This is a genomic window from Archangium gephyra, assembly GCF_042230915.1.
GTDB classification, from domain to species: domain Bacteria; phylum Myxococcota; class Myxococcia; order Myxococcales; family Myxococcaceae; genus Archangium; species Archangium gephyra_B.
In genome coordinates this window covers 4318149-4338903 of sequence record NZ_CP102578.1, presented here as the reverse complement: position 1 = coordinate 4338903, position 20755 = coordinate 4318149, and the positions used below count along the sequence as shown (strand labels likewise).

The 20755-nt window shown below is 69.0% G+C and carries 21 protein-coding genes; 19 read left to right on the top strand and 2 right to left on the bottom strand.

Going from position 1 to position 20755, the window contains the following annotated elements; translation table 11 throughout:
• Nucleotides 1–9: 9 nt before the first annotated feature.
• A complete protein-coding gene (locus NR798_RS17340; protein ID WP_375772589.1) occupies nt 10–639 on the top strand; it encodes a hypothetical protein in 630 nt (209 codons plus the stop codon).
• A gap of 40 nt (nt 640–679) precedes the next feature.
• Here NR798_RS17340 and NR798_RS17335 read toward each other — a convergent pair whose 3' ends face one another.
• Nucleotides 680–3160, bottom strand: a complete 2481-nt coding sequence (locus NR798_RS17335) for a GH25 family lysozyme (protein ID WP_375772588.1) — start codon at nt 3158–3160, stop codon at nt 680–682.
• A 130-nt stretch (nt 3161–3290) separates the two neighbouring features.
• Between NR798_RS17335 and NR798_RS17330 the strand changes: the two genes are divergently transcribed.
• The gene (locus NR798_RS17330) at nt 3291–4103 is read left to right on the top strand and encodes a DUF1963 domain-containing protein (RefSeq protein ID WP_375772587.1); all 813 of its coding nucleotides are present in this window, start codon (nt 3291–3293) and stop codon (nt 4101–4103) included.
• Nucleotides 4104–4174: 71 nt separating this feature from the next.
• Here NR798_RS17330 and NR798_RS17325 read toward each other — a convergent pair whose 3' ends face one another.
• A complete protein-coding gene (locus NR798_RS17325) occupies nt 4175–4747 on the bottom strand; it encodes a DUF177 domain-containing protein (RefSeq protein ID WP_375772586.1) in 573 nt (190 codons plus the stop codon).
• 156 nt (nt 4748–4903) lie between these two features.
• Here NR798_RS17325 and NR798_RS17320 point away from each other — a divergent pair, with 156 nt between their 5' ends.
• The 17 genes from NR798_RS17320 (at nt 4904) to NR798_RS17240 (ending at nt 20738) form a co-directional block, all read left to right on the top strand.
• Nucleotides 4904–5809: a hypothetical protein gene (locus NR798_RS17320; RefSeq protein WP_375772585.1), complete on the top strand. Its 906-nt coding sequence runs from the start codon at nt 4904–4906 to the stop codon at nt 5807–5809.
• On the top strand, nt 5806–6306 hold the full coding sequence (locus NR798_RS17315) for a hypothetical protein (protein WP_375772584.1): 501 nt from the start codon (nt 5806–5808) through the stop codon (nt 6304–6306). The genes NR798_RS17320 and NR798_RS17315 overlap by 4 nt, the downstream gene beginning before the upstream one ends.
• A 114-nt stretch (nt 6307–6420) precedes the next feature.
• Nucleotides 6421–7107, top strand: coding sequence for a response regulator (locus NR798_RS17310; RefSeq protein ID WP_375772583.1), 687 nt, complete (start codon nt 6421–6423; stop codon nt 7105–7107).
• Between the two features lie 6 nt (nt 7108–7113).
• Nucleotides 7114–8478, top strand: a complete 1365-nt coding sequence (locus tag NR798_RS17305) for a sensor histidine kinase (protein WP_375772582.1) — start codon at nt 7114–7116, stop codon at nt 8476–8478.
• Nucleotides 8479–8490: 12 nt separating this feature from the next.
• Nucleotides 8491–9444, top strand: a complete 954-nt coding sequence (locus NR798_RS17300) for a metallophosphoesterase family protein (RefSeq protein ID WP_375772581.1) — start codon at nt 8491–8493, stop codon at nt 9442–9444.
• Nucleotides 9445–9498: 54 nt separating this feature from the next.
• Entirely contained in the window at nt 9499–9999 is a 501-nt protein-coding gene (locus NR798_RS17295; RefSeq protein ID WP_375772580.1) for a histidine phosphatase family protein, read from the top strand.
• Between the two features lie 70 nt (nt 10000–10069).
• A complete protein-coding gene (locus NR798_RS17290; protein ID WP_375772579.1) occupies nt 10070–10759 on the top strand; it encodes a response regulator in 690 nt (229 codons plus the stop codon).
• Nucleotides 10760–10867: 108 nt separating this feature from the next.
• Entirely contained in the window at nt 10868–11686 is an 819-nt protein-coding gene (locus NR798_RS17285) for a phosphate ABC transporter substrate-binding protein (protein ID WP_375772578.1), read from the top strand.
• A 78-nt stretch (nt 11687–11764) separates the two neighbouring features.
• Nucleotides 11765–12763 (top strand): phosphate ABC transporter permease subunit PstC, encoded by a 999-nt coding sequence (gene pstC, locus NR798_RS17280; RefSeq protein ID WP_375772577.1) that lies wholly within the window; start codon nt 11765–11767, stop codon nt 12761–12763.
• Nucleotides 12760–13671: a phosphate ABC transporter permease PstA gene (pstA, locus tag NR798_RS17275; protein ID WP_375772576.1), complete on the top strand. Its 912-nt coding sequence runs from the start codon at nt 12760–12762 to the stop codon at nt 13669–13671. The genes pstC and pstA overlap by 4 nt, the downstream gene beginning before the upstream one ends.
• Nucleotides 13672–13716: 45 nt before the next feature.
• Complete coding sequence (gene pstB, locus NR798_RS17270; RefSeq protein WP_375773781.1) at nt 13717–14460, top strand: phosphate ABC transporter ATP-binding protein PstB; 744 nt, start codon at nt 13717–13719, stop codon at nt 14458–14460.
• Between the two features lie 20 nt (nt 14461–14480).
• A complete protein-coding gene (gene phoU, locus NR798_RS17265) occupies nt 14481–15173 on the top strand; it encodes a phosphate signaling complex protein PhoU (RefSeq protein WP_375772575.1) in 693 nt (230 codons plus the stop codon).
• A gap of 159 nt (nt 15174–15332) precedes the next feature.
• A complete protein-coding gene (locus NR798_RS17260; RefSeq protein ID WP_375772574.1) occupies nt 15333–16586 on the top strand; it encodes a ceramide glucosyltransferase in 1254 nt (417 codons plus the stop codon).
• A gap of 90 nt (nt 16587–16676) precedes the next feature.
• A complete protein-coding gene (locus NR798_RS17255; protein WP_375772573.1) occupies nt 16677–17510 on the top strand; it encodes a metallophosphoesterase family protein in 834 nt (277 codons plus the stop codon).
• A gap of 107 nt (nt 17511–17617) precedes the next feature.
• Nucleotides 17618–17998 carry a response regulator gene (locus NR798_RS17250; protein WP_375772572.1) on the top strand — a complete coding sequence of 127 codons (381 nt, stop codon included), beginning with the start codon at nt 17618–17620 and terminating at the stop codon, nt 17996–17998.
• Between the two features lie 71 nt (nt 17999–18069).
• The gene (locus NR798_RS17245) at nt 18070–19347 is read left to right on the top strand and encodes a hemolysin family protein (RefSeq protein WP_375772571.1); all 1278 of its coding nucleotides are present in this window, start codon (nt 18070–18072) and stop codon (nt 19345–19347) included.
• A 68-nt stretch (nt 19348–19415) separates the two neighbouring features.
• On the top strand, nt 19416–20738 hold the full coding sequence (locus NR798_RS17240) for a PLP-dependent aminotransferase family protein (RefSeq protein WP_375772570.1): 1323 nt from the start codon (nt 19416–19418) through the stop codon (nt 20736–20738).
• The last annotated feature ends 17 nt before the right edge of the window (nt 20739–20755 follow it).

The following is a 20755-nucleotide window of genomic DNA, read 5'->3' as shown; positions in this document are numbered from 1 at the left end:
GGGGCATTCATGAAGCGTACGATTCTGGTGTGCGTCACGGCCGTCGCGCTCTCGGGCTCTGCCTGGGCTCAGAACAATCAGAACAAGGAGAAGAAGCCCGCGGAGCACAAGCCCGCTGCCGCTGCCATGTCCGAGCAGGCGCCCGGGATGGACATGACGAAGATGGGCCCGGGGGCTCGCAAGCCCACCAACGAGAAGCAGACGAAGAAGGAGGTCACGGAGTTCTTCAAGCAGCAGGAGGAGCTCGGGAAGAAGGGCGACATGGAGGCCGCGCTCGCGGCGTACGACTTCCCGGTCTACATGGTGACCGATGACCTGAAGGGCGTGCCCGAGTCCAAGGAGTACAACCGCGAGGAGTATGTCGCGATGATGACGCCCTACTACGAGAACATGCCGAAGGACTTGAAGATGACCCACAAGCCGACCATCTCCGTCCTCTCGGACTCGCTGGTGAGCGTGATCGACGACTTCACGATGACCCAGGGCAAGCAGAAGGTCACCGGCCGCAACACCTCCCTGCTCGTGAAGCGTGACGGCCAGTGGAAGTGGAAGGTGATGGTCGAGGCCGGCTACGGCGGAATGCCCGCCCCCCAGGGCGCCAGCGGCGGTGCGCAGACGCCTCCCGAGGGCAAGAAGTAGAAACGCTCGGAGGGTGGAGGGGGGCTCTCGACAGCCCCCCTCAGTCCAGCAGGTTCGCCAGACCCGCGTACGTATTGGTTCCGGGGATTCCGTCAATCGGGCCCGTGTAACCGCCTCGGCTCGCCAGGGACTGGAGCACCTTATAGGTGTTCGTTCCCGGTACCCCATCGATGGGCCCCGTGTACCCAGCGCCGCTCAAGAAGGTCTGGAGGCCCCTCCACGAGTTCACCCCCATCACGCCATCGACGGGACCCATGTACCCGCCCAGGCGCGCGACCCGCTGGAGCGCCGCGTACGAGTTGGTTCCCATGACGCCATCAATGGGGCCTGTATATCCAAAGCCCCGAAGAACGGTCTGCACGCCCATCCAGGAGTTGGTTCCCATGACGCCATCAATGGGGCCCGTGTAGCCGCCCTTCGCCGCGAAACGCTGGACCCCCTTCCACGAGTTGGTTCCCATGACGCCATCCACGGGCCCCGAGTAGCCGTAGCCGCCGAGGACCTGCTGGACTCCCTTCCACGTGTTCGTGCCGGGGACGCCGTCCAGGGCGCCCGTGTACCCGCCCGCTCGAGCCACCCGCTGCAGCGTCACCCCCTGGCTGTTGGTGACGGGAGGCACGCCGCCACCCGACCCGTTCAGGTACGCCTGGATCCCGTTATACGTATTGGTCCCAGGGATGCCATCGATGGGGCCCGTGTAACCACCGTCCTGGGCAAGCAGTTGCAATCCCTTGTAGGTATTGAGGCCTGGATCGCCGTCGACAGGCCCGTCGTAGTACCCCAGCTCGCGAAGGACCTTCTGCACTCCGAGCCAGGTATTGGCTCCCGGGACGCCATCAACGGGGCCTGTGTAGCCGCCCCGCTGGGCCAGCTTCTGCAGGATGATTCCCTGTTCGAGGGTGATGGCGGGATCGCCGCCGCCCGAGCCACCCCCGGGGATGGCCGTCGGCGGAGGAGGCGTCTCGCCATTCGGCGGCTGCGCCAGTCCGGTGAACGCGGACAGCCTGGCGACATTCAAATCGAGAGGAATTCCATTCTGGTTGCCGGACGAGGTGTACTGATGAATGTCCCACGACGGAAAGGCCGAGCCGATCGTCGGATTGCCCGGCGTGCCCGTGTAGTGGGCGATCCACAGTTTTGAGCCAACGGCCCGGGTCTGGGTCCAGGTGTTGGACGTGAGCAGGCTCGAATAGGTGTACAGGAACGGGGCCTTGCCCAGGCGGGTCTTGACCGCTTGCATGAAGGTCGCGGTCATCGAATCGTTCCAGAAAATGCCCGCGTCGATCGCCTCGTTGTCGAGCACCAGGAGGTCGCCTGGCCGATGGTCATACAGGTGATCCATGAAGTACTGAGCGTCACCCGCGGGATTGGTGGAGCCCGCCATCCAGTAGTGCCCGACAAGCAACCCGGCAGCGCGAGCCCGGGCGACCTGCTGGGCATAGTAGGGCGCGACGTAGAGGGGTGAGACATTGGAGCCGCCTGCTTTGACAATCGCGAACTGATAGCCGGCACTGCGAATGGCGTTGAAGTCCAGATCCCGCTGGGTCGTGCCGACATCGATTCCGTAGACACCGCTCATCCCCGCCGGTGGAGGTGTCGCGGGGTCCTGGGCCAGCCAGGTGTTGAGGCCCAGATAGGTATACTGTCCCGGAAATCCATCCACGGGTCCCGTGTAGCCACCCAGTTGTGCGAGCCTCTGGACCCCTTTCCAGGTGTTCTCACCCGGGATGCCATCGATGGGGCCGGAGTAGAAGCCACGATTCGTGATGACGGTCTGAACGCCTTTCCACGTATTGACGCCAGGGACGCCATCCACCGAGCCCGTGTAGCCACCCCGCTGGGCCACGCGCTGGAGTGTCTTTCCCTCCTCGATGCTGATCTGGATTCCCCCGGAACCGCCACCGGTGCCGGTGCCTCCGCCCGTTCCAGTGCCGAGCACGTTCCGGATGAGGGGAGCGGGATCGCTGACATATTCGCCAAATGCACAGCGATCCGTGGAGCCTCGGGTCATGTGGAGGTGCGGCCCGGTCCACGCCGACCCATGATCATCCCCGTAGCCTGCCGCATAGGCGATGATGTCACCCTGCTGGACGAAATCTCCCACTGAGACTCGGGTCCGGATGACGTGGGCGTACCCGGAAAAGTCGCCCGGCGCGGACTCCACGGCGATGGTGTGTCCCACGATGGATGAGTACTGCACGCGGCGGACGATGCCGGAGCGCAGCGCGGGAATCGCTTGACCGCTGCTGGCGGCAATATCGAGACCCCGGTGGCCAGCGGGGCCGTAGTAGGGGCCAGTGACCCCGAAGAGAGTGACCCACTGCCCTTCCGCGTAGAACGCTTGCACATTCGACGGCGCGGTGAGCGGCATGTCTCCTTGTACTGAGACAGCGTCCTGGACCTCGGAGCCCTCCAGGTCCATCCCACCACAGCCGGTCAGCACGGCCATGGCGGACACCAGCATCACGGTGGTTGCGAAGAAACTCCGGAACAAGCTTTTCGAAGTGGACCTACGGGTCATACGGCTCCAAAGGGGGGGTCAGCGATCCTGGGAATGATTGTCGTGGCGTCCGTTGTGGAGTTGCGCCCGGATTTCCCAGATTCCGCTTTGTGGAGACGCTTTGAAAAAGCCGGCGCGGTAGGATGGAGGCATGAGCCTCTCGGACCATGCAGGTGGAGCAAAGGACGCGGAATCGATTCTGAAGGCGCTCGAGCCGTGGCGGAACGCGCGCAGGCGCGCCGCCTGGCTCCCCGAGGTGAAGGACGGGCCCGGGCCTGCCGCCGGCTCGCGGTTCGGCGGACTGCCGTGGCTCCCGAACGGCGAGCGCCACCCGGAGTGTGGCAACTGCAAGCAGCCGCTCCGGCTCCTCGTCCAGCTCGACCTGCAGTCACTGCCCGAGGAAGCGCGTCAGCGCCTCGGGCGGGGGCTGTTGCAAGTGTTCTACTGCGAGCGCGACGAGTGCGAGCAGGAGTGCGACGGGTGGTTTCCCTTCAGCCAGGCGCACCGGGTCAGCATCATCGACGCACCCCACGGGCACATGGCGGCCCCGGCCGGAAAGCCGTTTCCGCCCAAGGAGATTTCCGGCTGGAAGCGGGCCGACGACTACCCCTCCCCCGCCGAGCACGAGGAGCTCGGGCTGGACTTCGACTACGACTTCGAGAAGGACACGGTCCGGGTCCGTTGTCCGGAGGTCGGGCTCGACTCCCCGCCCATCGGCATCCACGACCTGGAGGCGGAGACCGTCTCCAGCGCGCTGACGGGGGACAAGCTCCTGGGCTGGCCGCACTGGATTCAGGGCGTGGAGTATCCGCAGTGCCCCGAGTGCAAGGCGCGGATGGAGTACGTGTTCCAGATTGATTCCCAGAACAACCTCCCCCTCATGTGGGGCGACATGGGCACCGCCCACGTCACGCGCTGCCCCACCCACCCCAACGTCCTCGCGCTCGGTTGGGCGTGCGGCTGAAACACGAGAGGCCGCCCCTCCATGCGAGGTGGCGGCCTCCGTCCTTCCCGAGCCCGGGGCACGGACTGGCCCTAGAGCTTGATGTTCTTGAGCACCGCCAGCCGCGGGTCCACGAACGTCGTGTCGCAGCCGCACTGCTTCTCGTTGAGGTTCTGGCCGCACTTCACGCACAACCCGCTGCAGTCCTCGCGGCACACGGCGTTCATCGGCAGCGCCAGCAGCACCTGCTCGCGGACGATCGGCTCCAGGTCGATCACCTTCCCGTCGAACAGCTCCTCGTCCGCCCGCTCCAGCGTGAACGAGCCGCCGCTCTCGCCATGGCCCTTGTCGTCGTCATCCTTCTCGTCCTTGTCCAGCAGGCCCTCGCCGCGGGCGAGCGACTCGGGAACGAGGTTGAGGGAGAAGGACACCGGCAGCTCCAGCTTGGACTCCGTGAGGCAGCGCTTGCACTCGGCCACCACGCGCGAGGTGAACTTGCCCTCGAGCAACACGCCCCCGCTCACCTTGCGCAGGTTCGCCGAGACGGTCAGGGGCTCGAGCGGCCGGAAGCCGGACCCCTCCATGGCGGCTCCGAGCGACTCCAGGCTCATCTCTTTCGTCGTCTGGAGCCCTGCGTCGCGAATTTCTTCAATCTTTACGCGCATCTACCCGAGTTCCTATCCAAAGGGGGCGCGCATCATGGTGAGGCTCCCCCCCGCAGTCAACGCGCCCGAACCTCTATAGATGTCACCGGGCCTTGACCGTTGCGCGAGTCTCCTCGCGGTAGAGGGGTGCCTGACCGTCTGCTAGGGTAGGTGCCAATGTACGTCCGGCGGTATCGCGTGGTGGCCAGCATCGTGGTGGCGAGCCTGCTGTCCCCCGGCGCCTCGCTCGCCCGGCCTCTTTTCCCCCAGCCCCTGCTCTTCCAGGTGGCCCCGGCGCGCCCGGAGATCGCCCGGGCGCAGCAGCAGCTCAGCGACGGCGACTTCGAGGAGGCGGTGAAGACGCTGGAGGCCGGCCTCGACGCCCCCGACGTCACCGATGATCAGCTGGTGGAGCTCTACCGGCTGCTCGGGCTCACCTCGCTGTACCTGGGGGACGAGGCGCGGGCACGCGAGGCCTACGAGATGCTCCTGCAGGCGCGGCCGGACTATGAGCTGCCCCGCACCGCGCCCCCGAAGATCCGCACGCTCTACGCGCGCATCAAGGAGGACATCAAGAACCGCCGCGTCCGGCCCGTCACCCTCCAGGTGGACCCCATCCCGGACGCCCCGGGGGGCACGCCGGTGAGGGTCGAGGCCCGCATCGAGGACATGGCGCTGGGGGCGCGGGCGCGGCTCTTCTACCGGCGCGCGGGGGCCCAGGCGTACAGCTCGGTGGACTTCACGCGCGAGGACCGGGCGCGCAAGGAGCTCTTCACCGCCACCCTCCCCGCCTACGAGCTGCCCGCCTCCGCCTCCGCCTACGAGGTGGAGTACTACTTCGAGGTGGCGGACGCGGCGCAGCGGCGGCTGGCGGGCCGGGGCGATGCCTTCAACCCGCTCGTCTTCCAGGTGGCCCCCGAGCAGGGCACGGTGGCCACGCCCGGCGAGCGCCCCTGGTACAAGAGCCCGTGGCTCTGGGTGGCGGTGGGCGCGGTGGCCGTGGCGGGCACCGCCGGCGCCGTCGTCTACGCCACCGCCGAGGAGCGGGGCCGCGTCCCCATCACCATCCGCGTCAATCCATGAGCCCGCGTCCCTCCCTTCTCCTCCTGCTGGGCTCCACCCTCGCCGCCGGCTGCGGGGCGGAGCCGCCCTCGTCCGGAAACCGCCTCGGCCTGGAGCTGAGCATCTCGCGCGCCGTCGCCAGCGAGGTGGGCGCCTTCCAGGTGGTGGTGCTGCCCGAGGGCCAGTCGCGCCGGTGTGCGGACATCCAACGCACCTGCCTCAACCAACTGGTGAAGCCGCAGGAGGCGCTCGTCCTCCAGGGGCCGGACGGCACCAAGGCGCGCGCCCTGCGCTTCGAGGCGGGACTGCAGAGCGGCGCGCAGGAGCTGGCCGTGGACATCCCGGTGGGCCGCGACTACGTCGTCGTCATCGAGGCGCTCACGCGCGCCAACCCGCCACGCTTCCTGGGCAGCTCCTGCAACTACCTGGAGTCCGTGAGCGCCGCCCGCAACGAGCCGCTCATCGCCGCCGCCATCACCCTGACGGCCGTGGAGTGCGATCCCTCCTTCGCTCCCTGAGCGCGGGCGGGCAGACGGACGAGCCCTGTCACAGAGGCGTCACGTGCTCGTCATTCAACCGCCACCACCAATCTGGTAGGCCACGGGTGTTCAACCGGGGGGCTCGGAGGAACGATGGCGCGCATCCTGATCATCGAAGACGAGCAGGACCTGTCCGGACTGGTGGAGTACAACCTGCGGGCGGCGGGGTTCGAGGCCGAGGTGGCGGGCACCGGCGCGAGCGGGCTGGCCCGGGCGCGTGCCAACACGCCGGACCTGGTGCTGTTGGACCTGATGTTGCCGGACCTGGCGGGCAGCGAGGTGCTGCGCATGCTCAAGAGCGACACCGAGCTGCGCAAGGTGCCCGTCATCATCGTCAGCGCCAAGGGCCAGGAGTCCGATCGCGTCCAGGGCCTGGAGCTGGGCGCGGATGACTACGTGGTGAAGCCCTTCTCGGTGCGCGAGCTGCTGCTGCGCGTCCGGGCGGTGCTGCGGCGCGCGGACGTCGACGAGAGCCCCGCCGCCCAGCTGTCCGCCGGCGACATCCAGCTGGACACCTCGCGCCACCAGGTGCGCGTGAAGGGCCAGGAGGTGGTCCTCACCGCGCTGGAGTTCCGCCTGCTGCGCACCCTGCTGGAGCGCGCCGATCGCGTGCAGACGCGCGAGGTGCTCCTCTCGGACGTGTGGGGCATCCAGGCGGAGATCCACACCCGCACGGTGGACACGCACATCAAGCGCCTGCGCGAGAAGCTCGGCCCCGCGGGCGACATCATCGAGACGGTACGCGGCGTGGGCTACAAGCTCAGCCCTCCGCCGCGCTAGAAGCCCATGCCCCTGCGCCTCTTCCTCGTTCCGCTGCTCGCCCCCGCGCTGGCGGCGCTCGTCCTCTTCCTGCTGCTGGGCTGGAGGCTGGACGCCCTCTTCGTGTCGCTCGCCACGCTCACCGGCTCGCTGCTGACGCTGGGGGCGGCCCGGGGCGCGCTCAAGCGGCAGCTCCGCGTGCTCGCCCGCCAGGTGCGCACCCGCGCCGAGGGCTCCCCCGCTCCCGGCAGCCGCGAGGACGAGCGCGACCGGCTCGAGGAGGTGGCCAACCTCCAGGGCGCCATCGACTCGCTCCACCATCAGCTGTCGGCGCGCAACGCGGGGCTCAACCAGGAGTCGCGCACCCTCACCGCCGTGCTGGACGGCATGGCCGAGGGCATCTGGGTGACGGACGCCGAGGGCACGGTGGTGCGCCACAACGACGCCCTGCGGAGCATGCTGCAGACGACGGGAAACATCATCGGCCAGCGGCCCCTGGCGCTCCTGCGCAACGACGGACTCAACGAGGCCGTCATCCGCGCCTGCCGCGAGGGCGCCTCCACCCAACTCGAGCTGACACTGGAGGGCGTGTTCCCCCGCACACTCGCCATCCGGGTGACGCCGCTGGGCAGGGACTTGCCCGGCAGCGCCGCCGTCTTCCACGACGTCACCGAGCTGCGCCACCTGGAGAAGGTGCGTAAGGACTTCGTCGCCAACGTCTCCCACGAGCTGCGCACCCCCATCACCGCCATCCGCGGCTACGCCGAGACGCTCCAGGGCGGCGCCCTCCAGGACGCCGTCATGGCCCCCAAGATGGTGGACATCATCCATCGCCAGTCCGAGCGCCTCTCGGAGCTCGTCGAGGATCTGCTCGAACTGTCCCGGTTGGAGTCACGGGAAGTGAAGTTGAAGGTGACGGACGTGCCGCTGGCGGTGGCCGCCTCCCGGGCGGCCGAGGTGGTGCGGCACAAGGCCCAGGGCAAGAAGATTACGGTTGAGCTGAACGTCCCCCCGGGGCTGATCGGCCGGGGAGACGAGCGGGGGCTGGAGCAGGTGCTGCTCAACCTGCTGGACAACGCGGTGAAGTACACGCCGGAGGGCGGCCGGGTGCTGGTGACGGGCGCTCTAGAGGAGGGGCGGTGCGTGGTCCACGTCCGGGACACCGGCGTGGGCATCGAGCCGAGGCACCTGGCGCGCATCTTCGAGCGCTTCTATCGGGTGGACAAAGGGCGGAGCCGGGACATGGGGGGGACGGGCCTGGGCCTGTCCATCGTCAAGCACCTGATGAGCGCCATGGGGGGCGAGGTCCGGGTCGAGAGCCAACCAAACGAGGGCTCTACCTTCACGATTTTCCTTCCAGCGGCGGTGCCCTCGGCGTCGGCGACGGGTTAGGATGGGCCGGCCATGCGGGTCGCCATCCTCGCCGACATTCACGGGAACCTCCCCGCCTGCGAGGCCGTCCTCGAGGACATCGCCCGCGTTGCGCCCGACTACATCGTCGCCGCCGGGGACCTCGCCCTGCGCGGCGCGCACCCGCGCGAGACGGTGGAGCTGCTCTTCGATCGCTGCGATTCGATCCTCATGGGCAACACCGACTGCTACCTCGCCGGCCACTACCTGGGTGGGGCCTACCGCGAGCGCGACCACTGGAAGACGGAGCTGCTCCAGTGGACGAGGGATCAGCTCGGCGAGCCCTGGCTCAAGAAGCTGGGCGCCCTGCCCTTCTCCCAGCGCTACTCGCCGCGCAAGGGGCAGGACCTCTTCGTCTGCCACGCCAACCCGCGCAACCTCGAGGACTCGCTGGATCCGACGTTGGACGAGGCCACCGTCCGGCGCTACTTCCAGAACCTGGACGCGGCGGCGTGCGCCTTTGGCCACCTGCACTTCCCCTACCGCCGCCGCGTGGGCCGGCTGCTGATCGCCGACGTGGCCAGCGCGGGCATTCCGCGCGATGGCGACCTGCGCCCGGCCTACGGCGTCTTCACGTACACGCCCAAGGGCTGGCGCGTGCAGATCCGCCGCGTGCGCTACCCGGTGCGCAAGGCCACCCAGGCCCTCACGGCGCGCCGCGTGCCGGGCGGCCCCCTGCTCATCCACAAGCTCGTCGAGGCGCGCTACCGCCACCACAAGGCGCTGATGGAGGCCGCGCGCCGCCACTCGGGGCTGCCTCCGCCGGGCCCGGTGCTGCGCCCGCCTCCGGGGGCCAACATCCCCCACACGCCCACGCCGCTGGAGCTGCCGGTGGTGGCCCCGCCCATGCTGCTCAAGCAGGCCGCGGGCGACGAGGAGCACCACCACGCCGCCCCCGTCGAGGAAGAGTCGACGCAGATCTCCAGCGTGCTGGACCTGGACGGCTGACGCGGGAACGTTGCTTGCCTCGCTGGCCCCCGCGGCCTAGGCACGCGGCCCGCCATGTCTCCTCACCAGATGCCCCTGCTGCTCGTCCGCCATGCGGTGGCCGAGGACGCCCACCCCCTGGGTGACGAGGCCCGTGCCCTCACCGTCGAGGGCCGTGCCGCCTTCCGCACCCATGCGCGCAAGCTGGCGCGCCTCACGCCCATGGCGGGCATCGTCACCAGTCCGCTGGTGCGCGCGGTGCAGACCGCGGAGCTCCTCGCCGAGGCCTTCGGGCTGGCGCGCGTGGAGGTGCACCCCGCGCTGCTCCCCCGCCACAGCGCCCCCAAGCGCATCCTCCACCTGGCGCGCGAGCTAGGCGCGGGGTGGATGCTGGTGGGACACAACCCCTCCCTCACCCGCGCCGGCGCGCTCGCGCTGGACCTGGACGAGCTGCCTGGAAAATTGCGCAAGGGCAGCGCGCTCGCGCTCTACCCCGAGGGCAAGCACTTCTCCCTCGCCTGGCTGGCCGCGCCGGGCCGGGCCCTTGTGCGTTACAACAATTCCCAGTCTGAGTGACAGATGTTACAGAGTTGTCGCAAGCACGCCACCCCAGCGCAAACGCCGGGGTCCAGAGTGCGCCGCCGCCATGCCCCACGTCCTCATCGTCGATGACGAGCGCGACCTCGCCGAGCTCATTGATTTCAATCTCCGCGCCGCCGGGTTCTCCACCCGCGTGGCTCCCACCGGCGAATCGGCGCTGTCCGCCGCCCGGGAGCAGCGCACGGACGTCATCCTCCTGGATGTGATGTTGCCGGACATGTCCGGCGTGGAGGTCTGCCGTCAGCTGCGCTCCGCCGCCAACACCCGTGACGTGCTCATCGTCATGCTCACCGCCAAGGGCGAGGAGTCCGATCGCGTCCGCGGCTTCGAGGTGGGCGCCGACGACTACGTCACCAAGCCCTTCAGCGTGCGCGAGCTCGTCCTGCGGCTCAAGGCGATCCTCCGCCGCAGCGCCCCGGCCAAGGACGAGTCCGCGCCCATCAAGCTCGGGCCCCTCACGCTCGACACCTCCGCCCACCGCTTCTTCGTGGACGGCAAGGAGGTGATGCTCACCGCGCTCGAGTTCCGCCTGCTCGAGTACCTGATGACGCGCACGGGCCGCGTGCAGTCGCGCGAGCAGCTGCTCGAGGAGGTGTGGGGCCTGTCCAGCAACCTGGAGACGCGCACCATCGACACGCACGTCATGCGCCTGCGCGACAAGCTGGGCCCGGCACGCGCCTACCTCGAGACGGTGCGCGGCGTGGGCTACCGGATTGTCGAGCCGGGCCTGGCCTGAGCGTCGTTGCGCATTTGTCACGCCCCGTCCGTCAAACAGCCACGGACGCCGCATAGAGGATGCCTACCGTTGTTCCACACCGAGTGGAACATCCCGGGAGACATCCACATGAAGACGTTCATCGCTTCTCTGGCCGCGGTGCTGCTGCTGGCCCTGCCCGGCGCGGCGCGCGCGGGCACCGTCACCGTCAAGGGCTCCGACACCATGGTCATCCTCGGCCAGCGCTGGGCCGAGGAGTTCATGAAGAAGAACCCCACCACCCGGCTGCAGGTGACGGGTGGCGGCTCGGGCACGGGCCTGGCGTCCCTCATCAACGGCACCACGGACATCGCCATGTCCAGCCGTCCCATGAAGAAGGAGGAGGAGGACAAGCTGCGCGGCGCCAAGGCGGCCCCCACGCAGCTGTCCGTGGCCAAGGACGGTGTGACGTTCTACGTCCACGAGTCCAACCCGGTGAGCGCCCTCACCCAGGAGCAGCTCAAGGGCATCTACCTGGGCGACATCACCAACTGGAAGGAAGTGGGCGGCAAGGACGCCCCCATCGTCATCTACTCGCGTGAGAACTCCTCGGGCACCTACGTGTTCGTGAAGGACCACGTGCTCGGCGGCGAGGACTACGCCTCCAGCGCCCAGACGCTGCCCGGCACCGCCGCGGTGGTGAACGCCGTCTCCAAGGAGAAGAACGGCATCGGCTACGGCGGCGCCGCCTACGCCAAGGGCATCAAGGAGCTGAAGGTCAAGAAGGGCACCGAGGAGATCGAGCCCAGCGAGGCGAACATCAAGAGTGGCAAGTACCCGCTCTCGCGCGACCTCTACTTCTACCTGCGCAACGCGCCGGCCGGCGAGGCGAAGGCCTTCATCGACTTCGCCCTGTCCGCCGAGGGCCAGGCCATCGTCACCAAGGTTGGCTACTTCCCGGTGAAGTAGTCCTCCAGGGTGAAGCCCCGCGCGCGTCACCAGATTGTCACACGAGGCTCGAGAGCAATGATGGATAGACAGGTGGCCATGCAGAGTCAGGGTCTCGTGGAAACGGCGGCCGTGGCGCCGCGGCTCTCCTCCGCCGCCCGCCGCAGGCAGCTCCGGGAGAAGGTCATCGCCGGAGTCATCACGGCCACGGCCTTCACGGGAATCGCCGCGCTGGTGCTCATCCTCGTCTTCATCGCGAAGGAGGCCCTGGCGCTCTTCCTGGACGCCCACGCGCGCGAGGAGGCGAGCCTCTCCAAGATGTTCCTGCCACAGGTGGTGCGGCAGGGCCGCCCGGCGGCCTTCGTGTGGCAGCCGGTGTCCAATGTGCCCAAGGTGAGCATGATTCCGCTCTTCATCGGCACGCTGAAGACGACGCTGGTGTCCATGGCGGTGGCGGTGCCGGTGGGGGTGGCGGGAGCGCTGTACGCGGCCGAGTTCGCGCCCCGGCGGCTGCGCGAGGTGCTCAAGCCCACCATCGAGCTGCTGGCGGGCATTCCCTCGGTGGTGCTGGGCTTCTTCGCGCTGATGGTGCTCGCCACCTTCCTGCAGGACCACTTCGGCCTGCCCACCCGGCTCAACGCGGTGGTGGCGGGCCTGGCCCTGTCGCTGGCCATCGTCCCCGTCATCTTCACGGTGTCCGAGGACGCGCTCACCGCGGTGCCGCGCAGCTACCGCGAGGCGTCGCTCGCGCTGGGGGCCACCCCCTGGGAGACGGCCTGGAAGGTGGTGCTGCCGGCGGCGGCCCCGGGCATCCTCGCCGCGTGCGTGCTGGGCTTCGGCCGCGCCATCGGCGAGACGATGATCGTCCTGATGGCCTCGGGCAACGCGGCCATCTCGTCGTGGAACTTCACGGACTCGGTGCGCTCCATGTCCGCCACCATCGCCGCGGAGATGGGCGAGGTGGTGGTGGGCAGCCCGCACTACTCACTGCTCTTCTTCATCGGCGTGGAGCTGTTCCTCTTCACCTTCATCCTCAACATGGTGGCCTCCACCTGGACCCGGCGGGTCCTCAGGCGGCTGACGGGAGCGGGAGCGTGAAGCACACCATGCGCCGGGCCGTGGGCGGAGCGCTCACGTCCCTCACCGGACTGGCCGCGCTGCTCATCGTGGCCATGCTGGCCCTCATCCTCTTCGACGTCGTCCGCGGGGGCCTCGGGCACATCTCCTGGACGTTCCTCTCCCAGCCGCCCTCCGAGGGCATGATGGCGGGCGGCATCTTCCCCGCGCTCTACGGCACGGCGGCGCTCACGCTGCTGATGACGCTGGCGGTGATGCCGGTGGGCGTGCTGACGGCGGTGTACCTGCACGAGTACGCCCCCGCGGGCTCCCGGCTGGCCGCCGCGGTGCGCATCGCCGTGGCCAACCTGGCCGGCGTGCCCTCCATCGTCTTCGGCCTCTTCGGCCTGGGCTTCTTCATCCACTTCGTCGGGGGCAGCATGGACCGGCTGCTCGGCTACCAGGAGCTGAACTGGGGCCAGCCGGGCATCCTCTGGGCCTCGCTCACCCTGGCCGTGCTGACGCTGCCGGTGGTCATCGTCTCCACCGAGGAGGCGCTGCGCGCGGTGCCCCTGGACCACCGCACCGCGAGCCTCGCCCTGGGGGCCACCCAGTCCCAGACGCTGGCCCGGGTGGTGCTGCCGGGCGCGCTGCCGGGCATCCTCACCGGCGCCGTGCTGGCGGTGTCCCGCGGCGCGGGCGAGGTGGCGCCCATCCTCTTCACGGGCGCGGCCTACTTCCTCCCGGATCTGCCCGACAAGCTCAACTCCCAGTTCATGCACCTGGGCTACCACACCTACGTGCTGGCCACGCAGTCCCCGGACGTGGAGGCCAGCCGGCCCCTGCTCTACGCCACCGTGCTGGTGCTGCTCGCGCTCACCTTCGCCCTCAACCTCGTCGCGGTGCTCATCCGCGCCCGCACCCGCCGGCGCGCCTCCGCCGCACACTGACCCCGAGCCATGTCCCTCTCCTCCGCCGTCCCCGCGCGCATCAAGATGGAGGCGCGCCAGCTCTCCCTGCTCTACGGCTCCAAGGTGGCCGTGAAGACGGTGAGCCTCACCCTGCCCGAGCACCAGGTCACCGCCCTCATCGGCCCCTCCGGCTGCGGCAAGTCCACCTTCCTGCGCTCGCTCAACCGGATGAACGATCTCATCCCGGGCTCCAGCCACCAGGGCACCGTGCTGCTGGACGGCACCAGCATCCATGACCGCCACGTGGACGTGGTGGACCTGCGCCGCCGCGTGGGCATGGTCTTCCAGAAGTCCAACCCCTTCCCCAAAACCATCTTCGAGAACGTGGCCTACGGCCTGCGCGTGGGGGGGATGAAGGACAAGACGGAGATCGCCGCGCGCGTGGAGAAGTCCCTCCGGAACGGAGCCCTCTGGGACGAGGTGAAGGACCGCCTCAATGACAGCGCCCTGAGCCTGTCCGGCGGCCAGCAGCAGCGCCTGTGCATCGCGCGCGCCCTGGCCGTGGAGCCCGAGGTGCTCCTCATGGACGAGCCCGCCAGCGCCCTGGATCCGATCGCCACGGCGAAGATCGAGGAGCTCATCCACGAGCTCAAGGCGCGCTACACCATCGCCATCGTCACGCACAACATGCAGCAGGCGGCGCGGGTGAGCGATCGCACCGCTTTCTTCTACATGGGCGAACTGGTGGAATGCGGGCCCACCGAGCAGATCTTCACCAACCCTCGCGAGCGGCGCACCGAGGACTACGTCACCGGGAAGTTCGGGTAGGCGCGAGGGAGAGCGGGCATATGCCGTCGACACATACGGACAAGGCATTCGAGGCGGACCTCAGGGACCTGCGCGAGAAGCTGCTGGCCATGGGTGCCAAGGTGGAGGCGCACATCGCGGACAGCGTGCGCGCGCTCACCGACCGGGACACGCCCCTGGCCGAGCGCGTCATCCAGGCGGACAAGGAGGTCAACCGCCTGGAGGTGGAGATCGACGAGACGTGCCGCCGCATCCTCGCCCTGCGCCAGCCGGCCGCGAGCGACCTGCGCCTCATCACCACCGCGCTGAAGATCGTCACCGACCTGGAGCGCATCGGCGACCTGGCGGTGAACATCGCCGAGCGCGCCAAGGACCTCAACGAGGCCCCACCCCTCAAGCCCTACGTGGACACGCCCCGGCTGGCCGAGCTGGCCCAGCAGCAGGTGAAGCGCGCCCTGGATGCCTTCGTGTCCTCGGACGTGGCCAAGGCCGAGGCGGTGCTCAAGGAGGACGAGCACCTGGACAGCCTCTACCTGAAGATCTTCAACGAGCTGCTCAGCTACATGATGGAGGACTCCAAGAACATCCGCCGTGCCACGGCGCTCATGTTCATCGCCAAGCACCTCGAGCGCATTGGCGACCACGCCACCAACGTGGCGGAGATGGTCGTCTACATGGTGCGCGGCACCGACATCCGCCACCCGCGCAGCCGCAACCTGACGACCACCTCCTGACCCCCCGCTTCCTGACGCGGGAGGTCATGTCCGGGCGCTGTCACTGAAATTTCTCCGGGGTGACGAGCAAGCGTCACCTGGGGATTTTGGGCTTCGCGAACGCAGCGGGTAGGATGCGCCCCCGAACGCGCCCCACGCTTCAGGAGACAGCCCGCGCCCATGACCCACGCGCTCAGCCTCACCCTCCTCACCCTCGCTGGCATCGGAGCCTTCGTCCTCGGCGTCCAGCTCTTCTTCGTGCTGCGACGGCAGTGGAGCCTCGCCCAGGCCCCCGCTCCGGTTTCCAGCGGCAGGACTCCAGCGGGCATCTCCATCCTCAAGCCCCTGTGCGGCGTGGATGATGACCTGGAGGCCAACCTGGCGTGCTTCGCCACGCTCGGCTACCCGGCCTATGAGGTGATCCTCGGGGTCAAGGACGCTCGCGACCCGGCCTATCAGGTAGCCCAGGCGGCCGTCGCCCGATGGCCCCAGGTGATGCGCCTGGAGCTGCAGCACGGCGAGCCCGGCCTCAACCCCAAGGTGAACCAGCTCATCACCCTGGCCGGCGTGGCCCGCTACGACATCCTCCTCATCAGCGACTCCAACACCCGCGTGGAGCCGGACTACCTGCATGAGATCGCCCGCACCTTCGAGGATCCGGACGTGGGCTGCATCTCCCACCCGGTGAGCGGCATTGGCGAGCAGACGCTGGGCTCGCTGATGGACAACCTGTACCAGAGCACCACCACGGGCGCGGGGCAGATCGCCGCCAAGCAGGCCGCGGACCAGGACATCGTGGTGGGCAAGTCCATGGCGCTGCGCCGCGAGGTGCTGGAGGCGCTGGGGGGCTTCTACTCAGTGCGCAACGTGCTGGCCGAGGACTTCGTCATCGGCCGCTGGGTGACGCGCGGGCTGGGCAAGCGGGCCGTGGTGGCGCGCGCCCCCGTGTACAACGTGTCGCAGAAGAAGAGCGTCAGCGCCTTCTTCAAGCGCTACCTGCGCTGGTGCATCATCCACCACTCCTGCATCCCCACGCCGCTCTACCTGGCCCAGTCGCTGCTCAACCCGCTGCCGTATGCGCTGCTGGGCGCCATGCTGGAGCCCTCGCTCCGGGCGCTCGGGGTGGTGGCTGGGGTGACGGTGGCCAAGCTCATCCACGACGTGGCGGTCTTCCGGGCGCTGCGGCCCGGACAGCCCACCCCGGCCATGACGGTGCCGGCCGTGCTGCTCAAGGACGTGCTGCTCTTCGTGGCCTGGGCGAACGGGCTCTTCGCCCGCTCGGTGGACTGGCGCGGCAACAAGCTGCGCGTGATGGCCGGCTCGCGGCTGGTGCCTCCCACGTCCGCCCCGGTGCAGTCGCTGCCTGGCGCCGAGACCGCCTCGGGCGCCAAGTCCGAGTCCGAGTCGGACTCCAACGAGCTGCTCGCCGGCTGACGGTTTCACCGCGAAGTCACCGGGCTCCCCCAGAAGGTTCACCGGGGAGCCATTCGGGTGTTTCAGCGGCTGGGTACTTCAAGCGTACCCATGCTCCTCCGCACGCTGGCACACCTGTCGGACCTGCACCTGGACCTCACCCGCGAGAGCGACGCGACGGCCACCGCGCTCGTGGAGACCCTCCTCGCCGAGCGCGTGGACCACGTGGTGGTGACGGGAGACCTCACCCACCAGGGCAGCCGGAGCGAGTACCGGCGCTTCCGCGAGCTCTTCGCTCCGCTGCTCGAGACCGGACGGCTCACCTTCATCCCCGGCAACCACGACCGCACCGGCGAGGACGCCGGCGGCCAGTGGATGAATGGCCAGAAGGTGCGGGTGGAGCGGCACGAGGACCTCTTCCTGGTGTGCGTGGACTCCACGGGCCCGCACAACCGCAACTACTTCGCCTGCCATGGTGAGCTGACCCGGGCGGTGCTGGACGAGGTGGACTCGGGCCTGAGCGCCGCGCCGACGGGGGCGCTCACCGCCGTGCTGCTGCACCACCACGTGCTGCCCCTGCCCGAGGAGAGCCTCCCGGAGCGCTTCGCCACGCGCATGGGCTGGCCCCATGCCTCGGAGCTGGCGCTGGGCGCCGAGCTGGTCCGCCGCGTCCAGGGCCGGTGCGATCTCATCCTCCACGGGCACCGGCACGTGCCGCGCGAGTTCGACCTGGGCCCCCACCAGGGCCGCGGGCTGCGCATCTACAACTCGGGCAGCTCCATCGAGCTCGGCCGTTTCCGCCTCTTCCAGCACGCGGCCGGCCGGCTGGTGGGCGAGCCCCTCTGGCAGCACACCGCCCTGCCCCCGGTGCGCAAGCGCTCGGCCCCCAACGTCATGCCCGCCCTGCAGTACCTGGCCAGCCAGCTGACCATGTCCCTCCTCTGAGGGGCGCTCGCTGGACCCGCCCGCTCTCCTGCCCTCCAGCCGTCCCTGTTGCCTTGGTGAATGCCAAGTTGCCGCCAAGGCGTTGTCCACACGGACCAGGAGGAGACTTGGGGCGAAGGCCATCCGAGGACGACGGACGCAAAGTGCTGGTCGTGGACGACGACGCGGACTGGCGGGAGTTTCTCCGGCTGTGTCTCGAGGATCTCGGCTACGAGGCCATCGAGGCCTCCAACGGCCAGGAGGCACTCGACTCGCTGGCGCGGCAGCACTACGGCGTGATGCTCCTGGACCTCAACATGCCCGGCATGAATGGCTTCGAGGTGCTGGAGCGGATGCCTCGCAACGGCACCCCGCCCCGGGTGGTGTTCCTCACCGCCGCGGCGGCGCAGGAGGTGGGCGGGGCGCTCCGGACCGGACCGCACTACTACCTCCCCAAGGGCGCCAGCCGGGATCAGCTCTCGCTCCTGCTCCAATCGCTGCACGCTTGAGGCGGCCTGCCTGCTATAGGTCGATGCCCGGAGGGTAGACGGTCATCGCGACGGAATTCGCCATCATCCTGGTGTTGATCCTCGCCAACGGAATCTTCTCCGGGGCGGAGCTCGCGCTGCTGTCGGTGCGCAAGACGCGCCTGAGCGAGCTGCTCGAGGAGGGCGACCGCGGCGCCCAGGCCGTGCAGGCCCTGCGCAACAACCCCGAGCGCTTCCTGGCCACGGTGCAGATCGGCATCACCGTGGTGGGAGCCAGCGCGGCGGCCTTCGGTGGCGCCTCCATCGCCCAGCGGCTGGTGGGACCGCTCACCGGGTTGGGGTTGAAGGCGGAGACCGCCGAGAGCCTGGCCTTCGCGGGGGTGGTGGGACTGGTGTCCTATCTGTCGCTCGTCCTGGGCGAGCTGGTGCCCAAGTCCCTGGCCCTGCGCTTCTCCGAGGGCTACGCGCTGTTCATCGCCCGCCCGCTCCTGGGAGTCTCCTGGCTGGTGCAGCCGCTGGTGTGGTTCCTCACCGCCAGCTCCAACCTCATCCTGCGCTTCTTCGGAGACAAGACGAACTTCACCGAGTCGCGCCTGTCCCCGGACGAGCTGCAACAACTGGTGGAGGAGGCGGCGAAGTCGGGCTCGTTGGATCCCCGGGCCGGGGAGATCGCCTCGCGGGCCTTCGACCTGGGCACCATCCCCCTGTCCGCGGTGATGGTGCCGCGCAGCCGCATGGTGGCGCTGCGCCGGCACTCGGGGGCGGAGGAGATCAAACGCGTGCTGCTGGAGCACGGGCACTCGCGGATGCCGGTGTACGACGGCTCGCTCGACAACATCGTGGGCTACGTCATCGCGAAGGACTTGCTGGGGGTGGCGTGGGAAGGCCCGCTCATCGTGCTGGAGGACGTGATGCGGCCGGCCTGGTTCGCCTTCGAGTCGATGCGGGCCATCGACGCGCTGAAGGAGCTGCAGCAGCGGCGGATGCAGCTGGCCATCGTCGTGGACGAGCGCGGAGGCGTGGCGGGGCTGGTGACGGTGGAGGATCTGGTCGAGGAGCTGGTGGGGGAGATCGCCAGCGAGTTCGACAAGCCCGAGGAGCTCTTCAAGCGCGAGAGCCCCACCACGGTGGTGGTGCAGGGTACGGCGGCCATCCGGGACGTGAACCGGGCGCTGGGGCTGGAGCTGGAAGAGGGCCAGGGCTGGTCCACGGTGGGAGGCCTGTGCTCGGCGCGTGCGGGGACCATCCCCGGGCCGGGCACGAAGCTGACGCTGGAGGACGGGACGGTGCTGGAGGTGCTGGACGCCAGCCCCCGCCGGGTGCGCACGGTGCGCATCCACCTGCCACCCCAGGAAGCATCCAAGGGCTGAAGCGCGCAGCGGGCCAGCACGGGGGGGCCGGTGGCACCCGCCCGGACACCTCGCCTATGGTTGGCCCCATGCTGCTCCAAGACGCCCTGCACCCTTCCCTGACGGATCCAATCCTGGACGTCATGAACTTCTTGAACGAGGTCGCGCTCCGCTTTCCGGATGCGATCTCGTTCGCGCCCGGCAGGCCTCACGAGCAGTTCTATGACCCCCAGCAGCTCACGACGTACCTCGACGCGTACATCCGCCACCTCAGCCAGGAGCGGGGGCTCACCGAGGCGCAGATCCGGACCAACCTGTTCCAGTACGGCCGGACCAACGGACACATCCACGGGCTGATCGCCCGGATGCTGGAGAAGGACGAGGGAATCAAGGCGGCTCCCGAGTCCATCGTCGTCACGGTCGGCTGCCAGGAGGGGATGTTCATCTCCCTGCGCGCGCTGTTCTCCAAGCCCACCGATGTCCTGCTGGTGGGGATGCCCTGCTACATCGGCATCACCGGCGCGGCCAAACTCCTGGGCATCGACGTCGTCCCGGTGGCCGAGCGGGAGGATGGCCTGGACCTGGGTGAGCTCGAGCGGACGCTGGAAGCGCTCCAGGCGGAAGGGAAGCGGCCCCGGGCGCTCTACCTCGTCGCGGACTTCGCCAACCCGTCCGGGCGGAGCCTCCCGGAGCCCGCGCGCAAGCGCCTGCTGGAGATCGCCGCGCGCGCCGACATGCTCATCATCGAGGACAACCCCTACGGGTTCTTCTTCCGGGAGGGCCCCCGCAGGCCCACCCTCAAGTCGATGGATGAGCGCGGACAGGTCATCTACCTGGGCTCGTTCTCCAAGTCCGCCTTCCCGAGCCTGCGCGTGGGCTACGCCGTGGCGGATCAGCGCGTCCTCGGCCCGGCGGGCGAGCAGCACCTGCTGGCGGAGGAGTTCTCGAAGATCAAGAGCATGCTGACCGTGAACACGTCGTCCATCTGCCAGGCCCTCATCGGCGGCATGCTGGTGATGAACGACTGCAGCCTCCTCGAGGCGAACCACGAGGCGATCCGCTTCTACAAGGAGAACATGGACGCGACGCTCCAGGCCCTGGAGCGCCACTTCCCCCGAAGCGAGGCCTGGGCACGCGACGTGACGTGGAACGTCCCGGACGGCGGCTTCTTCCTCGTGGTGAAGCTGCCCATCGAGGCGGACGAGGCCCTGCTCGAGCAGTCCGCGCGGCACCACCAGGTCATCTGGACGCCGATGCGGTACTTCTACCTCGGCACCGGTGGCGAGTATGAGCTCCGGCTCTCCTGCAGCTACCTCACGCCGGCGAAGATCGAAGAGGGCGTGTCCCGTCTGGCCCGGCTGATCAAGTCGGCGCTGGAGCAGCGCGGCGCGCGAGCCCTCCAGGCGGGTTGAGCGGACCGGCGGGCGCC

Excerpts from the sequence above, each read along its gene's own strand:
- NR798_RS17340 (WP_375772589.1), top strand. The coding sequence starts at position 10 with ATGAAGCGTACGATTCTGGTGTGCGTCACGGCCGTCGCGCTCTCGGGC.
- NR798_RS17335 (WP_375772588.1), bottom strand. The coding sequence starts at position 3,160 with ATGACCCGTAGGTCCACTTCGAAAAGCTTGTTCCGGAGTTTCTTCGCA.
- NR798_RS17330 (WP_375772587.1), top strand. The coding sequence starts at position 3,291 with ATGAGCCTCTCGGACCATGCAGGTGGAGCAAAGGACGCGGAATCGATT.
- NR798_RS17325 (WP_375772586.1), bottom strand. The coding sequence starts at position 4,747 with ATGCGCGTAAAGATTGAAGAAATTCGCGACGCAGGGCTCCAGACGACG.
- NR798_RS17320 (WP_375772585.1), top strand. The coding sequence starts at position 4,904 with ATGTACGTCCGGCGGTATCGCGTGGTGGCCAGCATCGTGGTGGCGAGC.
- NR798_RS17315 (WP_375772584.1), top strand. The coding sequence starts at position 5,806 with ATGAGCCCGCGTCCCTCCCTTCTCCTCCTGCTGGGCTCCACCCTCGCC.
- NR798_RS17310 (WP_375772583.1), top strand. The coding sequence starts at position 6,421 with ATGGCGCGCATCCTGATCATCGAAGACGAGCAGGACCTGTCCGGACTG.
- NR798_RS17305 (WP_375772582.1), top strand. The coding sequence starts at position 7,114 with ATGCCCCTGCGCCTCTTCCTCGTTCCGCTGCTCGCCCCCGCGCTGGCG.
- NR798_RS17300 (WP_375772581.1), top strand. The coding sequence starts at position 8,491 with ATGCGGGTCGCCATCCTCGCCGACATTCACGGGAACCTCCCCGCCTGC.
- NR798_RS17295 (WP_375772580.1), top strand. The coding sequence starts at position 9,499 with ATGTCTCCTCACCAGATGCCCCTGCTGCTCGTCCGCCATGCGGTGGCC.
- NR798_RS17290 (WP_375772579.1), top strand. The coding sequence starts at position 10,070 with ATGCCCCACGTCCTCATCGTCGATGACGAGCGCGACCTCGCCGAGCTC.
- NR798_RS17285 (WP_375772578.1), top strand. The coding sequence starts at position 10,868 with ATGAAGACGTTCATCGCTTCTCTGGCCGCGGTGCTGCTGCTGGCCCTG.
- pstC (WP_375772577.1), top strand. The coding sequence starts at position 11,765 with ATGCAGAGTCAGGGTCTCGTGGAAACGGCGGCCGTGGCGCCGCGGCTC.
- pstB (WP_375773781.1), top strand. The coding sequence starts at position 13,717 with ATGGAGGCGCGCCAGCTCTCCCTGCTCTACGGCTCCAAGGTGGCCGTG.
- phoU (WP_375772575.1), top strand. The coding sequence starts at position 14,481 with ATGCCGTCGACACATACGGACAAGGCATTCGAGGCGGACCTCAGGGAC.
- NR798_RS17260 (WP_375772574.1), top strand. The coding sequence starts at position 15,333 with ATGACCCACGCGCTCAGCCTCACCCTCCTCACCCTCGCTGGCATCGGA.
- NR798_RS17255 (WP_375772573.1), top strand. The coding sequence starts at position 16,677 with ATGCTCCTCCGCACGCTGGCACACCTGTCGGACCTGCACCTGGACCTC.
- NR798_RS17240 (WP_375772570.1), top strand. The coding sequence starts at position 19,416 with ATGCTGCTCCAAGACGCCCTGCACCCTTCCCTGACGGATCCAATCCTG.